This window comes from Curtobacterium sp. 22159 (genome assembly GCF_052045775.1).
Taxonomy (GTDB): domain Bacteria; phylum Actinomycetota; class Actinomycetes; order Actinomycetales; family Microbacteriaceae; genus Curtobacterium.
This window is the reverse complement of sequence record NZ_JBQEPN010000011.1, coordinates 94828-107242: the sequence shown is the minus strand read 5'-3', so window position 1 is coordinate 107242 and position 12415 is coordinate 94828. Positions and strand designations below refer to the sequence as shown.

The following is a 12415-nucleotide window of genomic DNA, read 5'->3' as shown; positions in this document are numbered from 1 at the left end:
CGTCCGTCGGCCCGGTCACCTCGTCGAGGTGGCCGGGCCGCGCCGGTTGTACGGTGGTCGCGTGACGTTCGATCTGCTCTCCATCTACCAGGACCTGCACGCACACCCGGAGCTCGGCTTCCAGGAGACCCGGACGGCCGGCGTGATCGCCGAGCGACTCGCGGAGCTGCCCGGCGTCGAGGTCACGACGGGCGTCGGCGGGACGGGCGTCGTCGCCGTCCTGGCGAACGGCGAGGGCCCGACGATCTGGCTCCGGGCGGACATGGACGGCCTCCCCGTGCAGGAGCGCACCGGGCTGCCGTACGCGAGCGAGCACACCGGGGAGGACGAGTCCGGCGCCACTGTGCCGACCATGCACGCGTGCGGCCACGACATCCACGTGACCTGGCTGCTCGGCACCCTCGAACGCCTGGTCGCCACGACGGGGGAGTGGCACGGTACCGTCGTGGGCGTCTTCCAGCCCGCGGAAGAGGTGATCTCCGGCGCCCGCGCGATGATCGACGACGGTCTCGTCGAGCGGTTCCCGAAGCCCGACGTCGTCCTCGGTCAGCACTCCGCGCCGGCCCCGGTCGGCGTCGTCGCGGTCGGCAGCGGGCCGGTGATGGCCTCCAGCGACCGCCTCACCGTCACGTTCAACGGTCGCGGCGCGCACGGCTCGGCACCCCAGGCCTCCCTCGACCCGATCGTCACCGCGGCGTCCGCGGTCGTGCGCCTCCAGACGATCGTCTCGCGCGAGGTCGGGCCGAGCGACGCCGGTGTCGTCACGGTCGGGTCGTTCCACGCGGGCACCCGCCCGAACATCATCCCCGACCAGGCCCTCATCGAGATCTCGACGCGGGCACGCAACGAGGAGACCCGCGCGGGGATCATCGCGTCGATCGAACGGATCGTCCGTGCCGAGAGCGACGCCGGCGGGCTGCCGGAGCCGACGATCGAGCGGGCTCCCGGCGCGGACGTGCTCGTGAACGACCCGGAGCAGGCGGCGAAGGTGCGCGAGGCCGTGCGGCAGGTGGTGCCGGGGACGATCGACCTCGAGTCCGGCCTCGCGATGGCGTCGGAGGACGTCGGTCAGCTCGCGACCGCGGCGGGCGTGCCGATCGTGTACTGGTTCACCGGGATCACCGATCCCGAGCTGTTCCGCACCGGGCAGGAGATCCCGAGCAACCACTCGCCCTTCTACGCGCCGCAGGCGGAGACGTCGATCCCGGTCGGCGTGGACGCTGCGGTGGCGGCGGCCCGCGCCTACCTGGCCTGACCGCCGGACGGGGCTTTCCCAGGGAACTCGCGCCGCGCCTCCCGGCTGGCCCTCTATGGTGCTGGCCATGCGCACCCCGACCCGCACCCTGATCGCCGCCGTCGCCGCCGGCATCACCCTGGCCGGCCTGAGCGGCTGCTCCGCCGACGCCGTCCGTCAGGCGACCGACCTCGGTTCGTCCGTCGCCTCGAACGTCTCCGAGACGGTCAAGGGCATCGACGGCAAGGCGATCCAGGACGGCATGGCCTCGGTGGCGGGCGGGATCGACGGTGCGCTCGACACCGCGCTCAAGGGGGCGAACGTCACCTCGGACGGCAAGCTGCCGGACGGGTTCCCCGCGAAGGACGTCCCGCTCGTCGACGGCACCGTCCTCGGTGGCGGCGCCGGGCCGAACGGTTCCGGCTGGGTCGCGCAGGTCCGGGCGGGATCGGTCGACGACTTCGCCACGGCGACGGATCGGCTGACCGCGGCCGGGTACACCGAGTCGGCGAAGCGTGCCGACGCGACGAGTGCGTTCGGACTCTTCCGGAGCGACGGCTACCGCGTGGTCGTGACGTTCTCGAAGAACGACTCGGGCGTCACCGCGACGTACATCGTCACCCCCCGCTAGTCCTCGTCGTCCACGCGGGCCGCCAGACCCCGGAGCCCGGTGAGGAACGCCTCCGCGATGCTCGGGTCCATCCCGGCGAAGTACGCGTGGTCCGCGGCCTCGACGTCGCGGGTCGCGCGGTTCGCGAGTCCCGTCCCGCTCGGCGTGGGCTCGAGCGCCACCGCACGTCGGTCGGTGGGGTGCCGCTCGCGCACCACGAACCCCTTGGCCTCGAGCGCGCGGACGACCTGCGAGGTCATCATCACGTCCAGGCCGGCATGCCGTGCGAGGTCTCGCTGCGTCACGGGTTCGGTCCGGTCCATCCAGGTGAGGGACGCCAGCAGCACGTACTGCACGTGGGTGAGGTCGTGGGGTGCGAGCGCTGTGCGGATCCGGCGCTGCCAGGCGTTGGTGACGCGCCAGAGGGCGAGGCCCGGACTCGACACCGCGTCCGGGTGGTCCGTGTGCAGGTCGTTCACGCGCGGCTCCGTGCGTCCTCCGCAGCGGCGAGCAGCTCTCGCATCGCGTCCGGGAAGTCGGTGCTGATCTGCGGGCCGAGCTCCGGACCGACCTCGTCCGAGCCGGGACCGTCGATCACGAGGGTGTGCGCCACGCGGGTCCCGCCCGTGCCGTCGGGCGCCAGGTCGTGGCGGAACGTGAGCGTCAGGTCGCCGAAGACGGTCTGGTCGGCGTAGACCGAGCCGGGTTCGAGCGCCACGATCGTCGAGGTCATCGGTTCCTGCCCCTGCGGTGTGACCGTGAGCGTGGTGCCGACCCGGAACGGGCCGTGCAGTTCGAACGCGTCCGAGCCCGGTCCGAGCGGGGTGCCGGAGTGCAGGCGCTCGAGCGCCGCCCAGACCGATCCCGGTGCTGCCGTCGTGCTCGCTTCGTGGGTGGTCGTCCACATGGTTCCTCCAAGTAGTAAGTGCGCTTACTTTATCGCGCGGTCGACGAACCGCAACCCCTGGTCCCGTACGCTGGTGCCGATGTCCAAGGCCCCCGTCACGCGCCCCGAGCGCGTCCTGTTCGTGCACGCCCACCCCGACGACGAGACACTGTCGTCCGGCGGGACGATCGCCACCCTGCTCGAGCTCGGTGCCCACGTCACCGTGCTCACGGCGACGCGCGGGGAACGGGGCGAGATGCTCACGCCGGAGCTCGCGCCCCTGCTCGGCGACGGTGCCCGTGTGGCGCGCCACCGCGAGACCGAGATCGCCGGCGCACTCGCGGCCCTCGGCGGACCCGACCACCTGTGGCTCGGCGGAGCCGGCGCCCGCCCCACCGACCTCCCCGAGCGGCGCTACACCGACTCGGGCATGCGCTGGGGTGCCGACGGGCGCGCCGTCGCCGCGGACGACGCCCCCGCCGACTCCCTGACCGCGGCGGACCTCGGCGAGGTCGTCGACGACATCCGGGCCGCGATCCGGTCGACCGACGCCGACGCCGTGGTGAGCTACGCGGACGACGGCGGGTACGGGCACCCCGACCACGTGCGCGTGCACCACGCCGCGCGGTACGCCGCCAAGGCGGAGGACCGCCCGTTCTCGATGATCGTGGACCCCGGGGCGACCGAGGCCGACCTGACCGTCGACGTCCTGCCGGTCCGGGCGAAGGTCCGGGCGGCCGTCGAGCAGTACCGGTCGCAGGTGACCGTCGATCCCGTCGACCCCGAGGACCCGACGGCGCTCTCGTGGGTGATGCCGCACGGCGTCCGGCAGCACGCGCCGGCGGTCGAGGCCTTCCGCCACGCCGAGGCCCCCGCCGCCCCGGCGCCGCAGACCTACGCCGAGATGTCCGCGCCGTCGCGGGTCACGGCGGTCGTCGTCGCCCTCCTGCTCGGCCTGGTCGCCGGCGGGCTCGGAACGGTCACGCACCAGCAGACCCTCGGGGCGTTCCCGATCGGGATCGTCCTCACGACCCTCATCGTGGTCGGTCTCACCGTCGGCATCCGCCTGCTCTACCGGTCGCGGGCGATGGTCGCTGCGGTGGGGATCGGGGTGATCGCGGCCACGCAGATCCTGTCGTCGGTGGGCGGTCAGAGCTCCCCGCTCGTGCTGGCCAACACCGCCGGGTACGTCTGGACGTTCGGTCCCGCCGTGGTCGCGGCGCTCGTGCTCGCGTGGCCCGACCTGTCCGGCCTGCGGTCAGGGGCGACGACCCCGCGCGAGTAGACTGGGAAGCGCTCAGTCCGAAGGGAGCACCCCAACCGTGACGTACGTGATCGCCCAGCCCTGTGTGGACGTCAAGGACCGCGCCTGCATCGACGAGTGCCCGGTCGACTGCATCTACGAGGGCGACCGGTCGCTGTACATCCACCCCGACGAGTGCGTGGACTGCGGTGCGTGCGAGCCGGTCTGCCCGGTCGAGGCGATCTACTACGAGGACGACCTCCCCGAGGAGTGGGCGGACTACTACAAGGCCAACGTCGAGTTCTTCGAGGAAGTCGGCTCGCCCGGCGGTGCCGCGAAGGTCGGTGTGATCCACAAGGACCACCCCGTCGTCATGGCCGAACCCCCGCGCGGCTGAGCCGGAGCGGACACGTGGCGCTCGACCTCCCCGACTTCCCCTGGGACCAGCTCGTCCCGTTCAAGCAGCAGGCCGCGGCCCACGAGGGCGGCATCGTCGACCTCAGCGTCGGCTCGCCCGTCGACCCGACGCCGGCCGTCGTCCGTGCAGCCCTGGCCGAGGCCACGGACGCGCACGCGTACCCGCAGGTCGCCGGCACCCCGGACCTCCGCGCGGCGATCGCCGCCTGGTACGGCCGGCGCCACGGCGTCGAGCTGACCGAGGCGAACACGCTCCCGACGATCGGGTCGAAGGAGTTCATCGCCGGGTTGGCGCTCTGGCTCGGCATCGGACGCGGCGACACCGTGGTGTTCCCCGAGGCGGCCTACCCGACCTACGAGCTCGGCGCCGCGCTCGTCGGTGCCGATGCGCTCGCCTCGGACGACCCGTCGTCGTGGCCGGCGACCACGAAGCTCGTGTGGCTGAACTCGCCGGGCAACCCGGACGGGCGGGTGCTCTCCCTCGACGACCTGCGGGCCGCCGTCGCTCGCGCGCGAGAGCTCGGTGCGGTGATCGTCGGAGACGAGTGCTACGCCGAACTCGGGTGGGAAGCGCCGTACGACACCGCGCCGACCCCGACCATCCTCGACCCCCGTGTCGTGGGGGACTCGCTCGACGGCGTGCTGAGCGTCTACTCGCTCTCGAAGCAGTCGAACCTCGCCGGGTACCGTGCGGCGTTCGTCGCCGGCGACGCGTCGATCCTCGCCGACGTCCTCGCGGTCCGGAAGCACACGGGCATGATGCCGCCGCTGCCCGTGCAGCACGCGATGATCGTCGCCCTCGCGGACGACACCCACGTGCAGCAGCAGAAGGCCCGGTACCGCGCTCGTCGGAACATGCTCCGCCGGGCACTCGACGGCGCGGGCTTCCGCGTCGACCACAGCGAGGCCGGCCTGTACCTCTGGGCGACCCGCGGTGAACCCGCGCTCGACACCGTCGCCCGGCTCGCCGAACACGGGATCCTCGTCGCACCCGGCACGTTCTACGGTGCCGCGGGCTCCCAGCACGTCCGCGTGGCGATCACCGCGACCGACGAACGCATCGCTGCGGCCGCCCAGCGTCTCGCCAGCGGCAGCCGACTGTCCGCGGGCTGAGGCAGCGGGACGGCTCGCGCCCGGAGCGCAATCCGTGGTTCCCACCAAATGCCGAGGCCCGGTGTGTGCGCGAGTGACAGAACCCGCGATTAGGCTGTCATCGTGACTGACACTGCCAACGACGCTCAGAAGACGGCCACACCGCCTACCACCCCCGTCCCCGTGAGTCCCTCCGCCGAGCAGGCGACGGAGACCGCGACGCTGACGTTCCCGGGCGGCACCGCGGAGTTCCCGATCCTGCCGAGCGTCGACGGCGCGTCCACGATCGACATCTCGACGCTCAAGAAGCAGACCGGGATGAACACGCTCGACTACGGGTTCGTGAACACCGGCTCGACCAAGAGCGCCATCACGTACATCGACGGCGACCAGGGCATCCTGCGGTACCGCGGGTACCCGATCGACCAGGTCGCATCGAACTGCACCTTCCTCGAGGTCGCCTGGCTGCTCATCTACGGCGAGCTGCCGTCCGAGTCCGAGCTCGCCGGCTTCGACGCGCGGATCCGCCGGCACACCCTGCTGCACGAGGACCTCCGTCGCCTGTTCGACGCGCTGCCGCACTCGGCGCACCCGATGTCCGTCCTCTCCAGCGCCGTGAGCGCCCTGTCGACCTACTACGAGGACGACATGGACGTCGACGACCCGGAGAAGGTCGAGCTGCAGACCGTCCGACTCCTCGCGAAGCTGCCCGTCATCGCCGCGTACGCGCACAAGAAGTCCATCGGGCAGGCGTTCCTGTACCCGGACAACTCGCTGTCGTTCGTCGACAACTTCCTCCGTCTCAACTTCGGCACCATGGCCGAGACGTACGAGCCGAACCCGGTGCTGTCGAAGGCGCTCGAGCGGCTCCTCATCCTGCACGAGGACCACGAGCAGAACGCATCGACGGCGACCGTCCGCCTGGTGGGGTCGACGAAGGCGAACATGTTCGCCTCGATCTCCGCCGGCATCAACGCGCTGTACGGCCCGCTGCACGGCGGTGCGAACGAGGCCGTGCTCGAGATGCTCCAGCAGATCAAGGACTCCGGTGAGCCCGTGTCGCGCTTCGTCGAGCGGGTGAAGAACAAGGAGCGCGGTGTGAAGCTCATGGGCTTCGGGCACCGCGTCTACAAGAACTACGACCCGCGCGCCAAGCTCGTGAAGGAGTCCGCGCACGAGGTGCTCGAAGCGCTCGGCGTGCAGGACGACCTGCTCGACATCGCGATGGAGCTCGAGGGCATCGCGCTCGAGGACGACTACTTCGTCAGCCGCAAGCTCTACCCGAACGTCGACTTCTACACCGGCATCATCTACAAGGCGATGGGCTTCCCGCCGCGGATGTTCACCGTGCTGTTCGCGATCGGCCGTCTGCCCGGGTGGATCGCCCAGTGGCGCGAGCTCAACAACGACCCGCTCAACAAGATCGGTCGCCCGCAGCAGCTCTACGTCGGGCACCCGCAGCGGGACCTGCCCGCGCGCTGACCAGTGGGACGGCGGGTCAGCCGGTGGTCCAGTCGACGATCCGTTCGATCGCCACGGTGAAGTCGTGCGACCCGGGTTGGTTGAGGAACGCGTGACGCGCTGACGGCAGGACGTGGCGTTCCACGGGGACCCCTGCCGCCGACAGTTCCTCCGCGAAGCGATCGCCGGACGCACGCATCGAGTCGCACTCCGCGTCGACCATGAGCGTGGGCGGGAAGCCGGTCAGGTCCTGGCCGCCGGCGAACGCGGTCTCCGTCGGGGATCCGCGCCCGACGTGGTTGTGGTTCGCCCGGTCGAGGAGCGTCGGGTGGTGCGTGAGCCGACGGTGGCCCCGCACGGTCCGCGTCACGGAGGGGTCCCGTGGCGTCCGAGCGTGGAAGAACCCGTAGGCGAGTACGAGTCCGTCTGGCCGCTGGGGTGCCGACAGCGCTCGGGTGACCGCGGCGGCGAGGCAGGCTCCGGCGCTCGCACCCCCGAGCAGGACGGTGCCGTCCGCCGCGTGTCGGACGGCCCTGAGCACCGCGACCACGTCGTCGTTCGGCACCGGGTGCCGTCGGCGTCCCCGTGGGCCTCGTCTGCCGACGGCGGGCAGCCCGGGCAGCGGCGCCAGGCGGTAGTCGACGGTGACGACGGCGAGCCCGGCCGTGGCGAGCGCCCCGGCGACCTCGTGGGCCTCCGGCAGGTCGAGGTCGCCCCGGAAGAACCCGCCGCCGTGCAACCAGACCAGCGTGCGTGCGCCGGTGGATCCGTACCGGCGGACGGGCACCGGGCCGTGGGGGCCGTCGATCGTCTCCGGCACGTGCGGCAGCGGGGGAGCGACTACGCGTGCAGGGCCGTGTTGAGCTGGATGCCCTGGCCCGTGCGCTGGAGTGCCTCGACCGCGCCGGTGAGGGAGTTGCGGCGGAACAGGATGTTCGGGGTGCCCGAGAGCTCGGCCGCCTTGACCGTCCTCGGGGTGCCGTCGGGGTTCGGGGCAGCGCCGACGAGGACGACCTTCGTACCGGCGGTCACGTAGAGCCCGGCCTCGACCACGGAGTCGTCGCCGAGCGAGATGCCGAGACCGGCGTTCGCCCCGAGCAGCGCCCGTTCGCCGAGCGACACCCGGTGGGTTCCGCCACCGGACAGCGTGCCCATGATGGACGCCCCACCGCCGATGTCGGTGCCGTTGCCGACGACGACGCCCTGCGAGACGCGCCCCTCGATCATCGCGTCGCCGAGGGTGCCGGCGTTGAAGTTGACGAAGCCCTCGTGCATGACCGTGGTGCCGGGCGCGAGGTGCGCGCCGAGCCGCACACGGTCGGCATCACCGATGCGCACGCGGTCCGGCACGACGTAGTCCACCAGACGGGGGAACTTGTCGATGGCGTGCACGGCGATGCCGGCGCGCTGCAGCGACGGACGCAACCGGGTGAGGTCCGCGGGGGCGACCGGACCCGCGTTCGTCCACGCGACGATCGGCAGGTGGGCGAAGACGCCGTCGAGGTCGATCTCGTTCGGGCGCACGTGCAGGTGGCTGAGGAGGTGCAGCCGCAGGTACGCGTCGGGGGTGCTCACCGGCGGCTCGTCGATGCGGATCTCGGTGGTGACGGCCTCGATCGTGACCGCGCGGCGTGGGTCGTCGCCGACGTGCGCACGCAGCTCGGCGGGGAACACCGCGTCGGCGGGCAGCGCTCCGAGGTGCGTCTCCGGGTACCAGGTGTCGAGGGTCGTGCCGTCGGCGGCGATCGTCGCGAGGCCGTGGCCCCAGGCGGAGGTCGGGCGGGCGGTGGCAGCGGTCGTGTCGGTCACCGCACCAGGGTACCGAGGCGCCGGACGGGACCGACCGACCGGCCGGACGGCTGTGGAGGACCGCACCGCGCCTCCGGTCCGTCCACAGGGCCAGCCGGGGGCAAGGGGCTGCCGATAGGGTGACCCACATGCCGGAGCAGCTCGACCTCACCGCCTCGTCCATCGACATCACCCGCGCCGTCTGCGACATCGAGTCGGTGTCGGGGGACGAAGGGCCGCTGGCCGACGCGATCGAGGCGGCGCTCGAGCCGCTGGAACACCTCGAGGTCGTCCGTGACGGCGACGCGATCGTTGCCCGGACGAACCTGGGGCGCGATCGTCGGGTCGTCATCGCCGGCCACATCGACACCGTTCCGCTGAACGACAACCTGCCGACCGAGTTCCGCACCGCCGAGGACGGCACCGAGGTCCTCTGGGGCCGGGGCACCGTCGACATGAAGGCCGGCGTCGGTGTGCAGCTCAAGCTCGCGCACGACCTCGCCGAGCCGAACGTCGACGTCACCTGGGTCTTCTACGACCACGAGGAGGTCAGCGACGCCCTGAACGGCCTCGGACGGCTCGCCCGTACCCGGCCGGAACTCCTCGCCGGGGACTTCGCGATCCTCGGGGAGCCGTCGGGTGCGCAGATCGAGGGCGGCTGCAACGGGAACCTCCGCGCCGAGATCCGCGCGTACGGCAAGCGTTCGCACAGCGCCCGGAGTTGGATCGGCGACAACGCGATCCACAAGGCGGCACCGATCCTGGCGATCCTCGCCGCCTACGAGCCCCGCACCGTGACGGTCGACGGACTCGAGTACCGCGAAGGACTCAACGCCGTCGGGATCACGGGCGGGATCGCCGGCAACGTCATCCCCGACGAGGTCATGGTGCACGTGAACTACCGGTTCGCACCCTCCCGCAGCGCGGACGAGGCCGTCGCCCACATCCGCGAGCTCTTCGACGGGTACGACGTGCAGATCGTCGACCTCGCGGCCGGTGCGCGCCCCGGGCTCGACGCTCCGCTGGCGCAGGACTTCGTCGCCGCGGTCGGCGGCCCGGCACCGCGGCCGAAGTACGGTTGGACGGACGTCGCCCGGTTCTCCGCGCTCGGCGTGCCGGCGGTCAACTACGGCCCCGGCGAGCCGGTCTACGCGCACCACGACGACGAGCAGGTCCCCGTCGACCAGATCACCTCGGTCGAGGACGGCCTGCGTCGGTGGCTGACGGCCTGACGACGGCCGGGGCCACCCGGCCGCACCCTGCCCGAGCGCGGTGGCGCGCCCGCTACCGGCTGGTCCCGTGGTGGGCGCGGACCACGATCGTCTACGTCCTCGCGCGGATCGTCACGGCGGTCATGCTCAGCGCGTTCGCGAGCGTGCAGGCGGCGAACTCGTTCACGGCCCAGCACCCCGGGCTGCTGTCGTTCTCGTCGATCTGGGACGGCGCGTGGTACCGGGTGATCGCCACCGCCGGCTACCCGTCGACGCTGCCGGTGGACACCGCGGGCCACGTGACCGAGAACGCGTGGGCGTTCATGCCGGCGTACCCCTTCCTCGTCCGCGGCCTGATGATCGTCACCGGTGCGTCCTTCGAGTTCGTCGCGGTGTCGGTGTCGCTGCTGTTCGGTTGGGGCGCAGCGCTCGTGTTCCGGCGGTTGACGGGCCGCTTCCTCGACCCGTCCCGCGCGACCTTCGCGACGGTCCTGTTCTGCGTCGCACCGGTCTCCGTGATGTTCCAGGTGGCCTACGCCGAGTCGATGGGCGTGTTCCTGCTCCTCGTCGCGCTGCTGCTCCTGCTCGACCGGCGCTGGTGGGCGATGCTGCCCGTCGTGCTGCTGCTCGGCATGACCCGCCCGACCGGTCTGGCCTTCGCCCTGCTGATCGTGCTGTTCCTCGGGGCATGGGTGGTCCGTCCCTCGTGGGTCCGCGAGGCCTCGCCGCTCACCGTGCGGAGGTCCGTGCCGCCGGCCGTCGTGGCGGTCGTGTCGGCGCTCGTCGGACTGGCGTGGCCCGTGATCGCCTGGGCCGCGACCGGGGTGCCGAAGGCGTACACCGACACCGAACTCGCGTGGCGGTCGTCGTACATCGGCTGGAAGGAGCTCGTGCCCTTCGCGCCGTGGGTCCAGGGCTTCGGGTGGTGGTTCCGGCAGCCGGCCGGCGCGATCCTGCTCGCGGTGGTGGTCGTCGGGTTCGCCGCGTTCGTGTTCATGCCGGCCGCGCGGCGGATCGGCCTCGAGCTGCGCCTGTGGGCGGTCGCCTACGCCGTGTACCTGCTGGCGGTGTTCTTCCCCCAGTCGAGCACGTGGCGCATCCTGCTGCCGATGGCGCCGCTCCTCGGGGTCGTCGCGCTGCCGCGGTCGCGCGTGTACCGCGTCGCGCTCGTCGTGGTGTGCCTCGCGGCGCAGTGGGCGTGGCTGTACTCCTGCTGGTGGGTGGACGGCTACGACTGGACGCCGCCGTGATCGGGCCGGGGCGGGACGTCCGCCGGGCCGTCTGGCGCTGACGCTCCCGCGGGGTGGGCCGCCGCTGCCGTGACCATGGCGTTGACGGTGGCGATGAACGGGACCGCGAAGAACGCGCCGACGACCCCGGCGATCGTGGTGCCGGCGGTCACGCCGAGCACGACGCCGAGCGGGTGCACCTTCACCGCGCTCCCGGTGAGGAACGGGTGCAGCACGTGGCTCTCGAGCTGCTGCACGACCACGACCACCCCGAGCATCGCGAGTGCCGGCACCCACCCGTTGAACACGAGCGCGACGAGCACCGCCACGCAGCCGGCGACGATCGCACCGACGACGGGGACGAAGGCGCCGAGGAACACGATCACGCCGATCGGGATCGCCAGCGGGATCTGGAGCGCGAGCGCGCCGATGACGACGCCGAGGGCGTCGGTGACGGCGACCACGAGCTGCACCCGGATGAAGCTCGTGAGGGTGTGCCAGCCCGCTCGTCCGGCGACCTCGAGCCGCGGTCGTGCCCGCCGGGGGAAGAGCCGGACGACCCACGCCCAGATGCGCCCGCCGTCGATGAGGACGAAGAGCGTGGTGAAGACGATGATGAACAGTCCCTCGAGGGCGTGCACGAGCCCGGACCCGGCCTCCTGGAACCCGGAGAGGACCGACGACGCGTGCGACTGCAGGTACTTCGCGCCGTCGGACAGCCACGTCGTGACCTGCTTCGAGGTGATCCCGAACGGCTCGGTCGCCAGCAGGCTCTGCAGCGACTGCACGTTGTGGTTGAGGCGGTGTTCGAGCGACGGGAGGTCGTAGCGGATCTGTGCCGTGACGACGAGCGCGAGGACGCCGATCACGACCACGACCGCGAGGAAGCACGACAGCACCGCGGTCCACTTCGGCCAGCCGTGGCGTTGCAGGAACGCCGACATCGGTGCGAGCAGGGCGCAGACGAGGAGCCCGATCAGGAACGGCACCACGATCTCCTGCAGCAGGACCACGAGCGCGACGACGACGGCCAGCGCACCGACCACGACGAGCAGCCGCCACGAGAACGCCCCGGCGACGCGGACGCCGACGGGAACGGCCTCGACGGCGGGGTCGAGGGGTGGGCGGGGCGTTGAGCGGTCGTTCGGCATTCCCCAAGGTGACCACTCCGAGCCGCGAGAACGTCGCGATCCGCCACCCCCAACCTGGGCGGTTTCGCAGTTCCCCCACTGATACGAGATAAT

13 protein-coding genes are annotated in these 12415 nt (G+C 71.9%); 8 read left to right on the top strand and 5 right to left on the bottom strand.

The annotated features are described in order from the left end of the window. Positions 1-61: 61 nt before the first annotated feature. Both ACTJKO_RS13535 and ACTJKO_RS13530 read left to right on the top strand, forming a co-directional pair. Positions 62-1255: an amidohydrolase gene (locus ACTJKO_RS13535; protein ID WP_440689543.1), complete on the top strand. Its 1194-nt coding sequence runs from the start codon at positions 62-64 to the stop codon at positions 1253-1255. 67 nt (positions 1256-1322) lie between these two features. Next, positions 1323-1865, top strand: a complete 543-nt coding sequence (locus ACTJKO_RS13530) for a hypothetical protein (protein ID WP_440689541.1) — start codon at positions 1323-1325, stop codon at positions 1863-1865. Here the strand turns inward: ACTJKO_RS13530 and ACTJKO_RS13525 are convergent. Both ACTJKO_RS13525 and ACTJKO_RS13520 read right to left on the bottom strand, forming a co-directional pair. After that, positions 1862-2323, bottom strand: coding sequence for a MarR family winged helix-turn-helix transcriptional regulator (locus ACTJKO_RS13525; protein WP_440689539.1), 462 nt, complete (start codon positions 2321-2323; stop codon positions 1862-1864). The two genes, ACTJKO_RS13530 and ACTJKO_RS13525, sit on opposite strands and share 4 nt — an antisense overlap. Further along, positions 2320-2751 carry a polyketide cyclase gene (locus ACTJKO_RS13520; RefSeq protein WP_440689537.1) on the bottom strand — a complete coding sequence of 144 codons (432 nt, stop codon included), beginning with the start codon at positions 2749-2751 and terminating at the stop codon, positions 2320-2322. Before ACTJKO_RS13520 ends, ACTJKO_RS13525 begins: the two co-directional genes overlap by 4 nt. 79 nt (positions 2752-2830) lie before the next feature. Between ACTJKO_RS13520 and ACTJKO_RS13515 the strand changes: the two genes are divergently transcribed. From ACTJKO_RS13515 to ACTJKO_RS13500, 4 genes are all read left to right on the top strand, one after another. Next, a complete protein-coding gene (locus tag ACTJKO_RS13515; protein ID WP_440689535.1) occupies positions 2831-4015 on the top strand; it encodes a PIG-L family deacetylase in 1185 nt (394 codons plus the stop codon). A 37-nt stretch (positions 4016-4052) separates the two neighbouring features. Further along, a complete protein-coding gene (gene fdxA, locus ACTJKO_RS13510; RefSeq protein ID WP_022908292.1) occupies positions 4053-4370 on the top strand; it encodes a ferredoxin in 318 nt (105 codons plus the stop codon). Between the two features lie 14 nt (positions 4371-4384). Further along, positions 4385-5503, top strand: a complete 1119-nt coding sequence (gene dapC, locus ACTJKO_RS13505) for a succinyldiaminopimelate transaminase (RefSeq protein ID WP_440689533.1) — start codon at positions 4385-4387, stop codon at positions 5501-5503. A gap of 162 nt (positions 5504-5665) precedes the next feature. After that, positions 5666-6964: a citrate synthase gene (locus ACTJKO_RS13500; protein WP_440689658.1), complete on the top strand. Its 1299-nt coding sequence runs from the start codon at positions 5666-5668 to the stop codon at positions 6962-6964. A 16-nt stretch (positions 6965-6980) separates the two neighbouring features. Here the strand turns inward: ACTJKO_RS13500 and ACTJKO_RS13495 are convergent, their stop codons facing one another. Both ACTJKO_RS13495 and dapD read right to left on the bottom strand, forming a co-directional pair. Further along, positions 6981-7763, bottom strand: coding sequence for an alpha/beta hydrolase (locus tag ACTJKO_RS13495; protein WP_440689531.1), 783 nt, complete (start codon positions 7761-7763; stop codon positions 6981-6983). 20 nt (positions 7764-7783) lie between these two features. Further along, the gene (gene dapD, locus ACTJKO_RS13490; RefSeq protein WP_440689529.1) at positions 7784-8752 is read right to left on the bottom strand and encodes a 2,3,4,5-tetrahydropyridine-2,6-dicarboxylate N-succinyltransferase; all 969 of its coding nucleotides are present in this window, start codon (positions 8750-8752) and stop codon (positions 7784-7786) included. 128 nt (positions 8753-8880) lie between these two features. Here dapD and dapE point away from each other — a divergent pair, with 128 nt between their 5' ends. Both dapE and ACTJKO_RS13480 read left to right on the top strand, forming a co-directional pair. Continuing rightward, positions 8881-9963, top strand: a complete 1083-nt coding sequence (gene dapE, locus ACTJKO_RS13485; RefSeq protein WP_440689527.1) for a succinyl-diaminopimelate desuccinylase — start codon at positions 8881-8883, stop codon at positions 9961-9963. Continuing rightward, positions 9948-11192: a hypothetical protein gene (locus ACTJKO_RS13480; RefSeq protein ID WP_440689525.1), complete on the top strand. Its 1245-nt coding sequence runs from the start codon at positions 9948-9950 to the stop codon at positions 11190-11192. The genes dapE and ACTJKO_RS13480 overlap by 16 nt, the downstream gene beginning before the upstream one ends. Here the strand turns inward: ACTJKO_RS13480 and ACTJKO_RS13475 are convergent. Then, positions 11171-12322 carry an AI-2E family transporter gene (locus ACTJKO_RS13475; protein ID WP_440689523.1) on the bottom strand — a complete coding sequence of 384 codons (1152 nt, stop codon included), beginning with the start codon at positions 12320-12322 and terminating at the stop codon, positions 11171-11173. The genes ACTJKO_RS13480 and ACTJKO_RS13475 overlap by 22 nt on opposite strands. Positions 12323-12415: the final 93 nt, after the last annotated feature.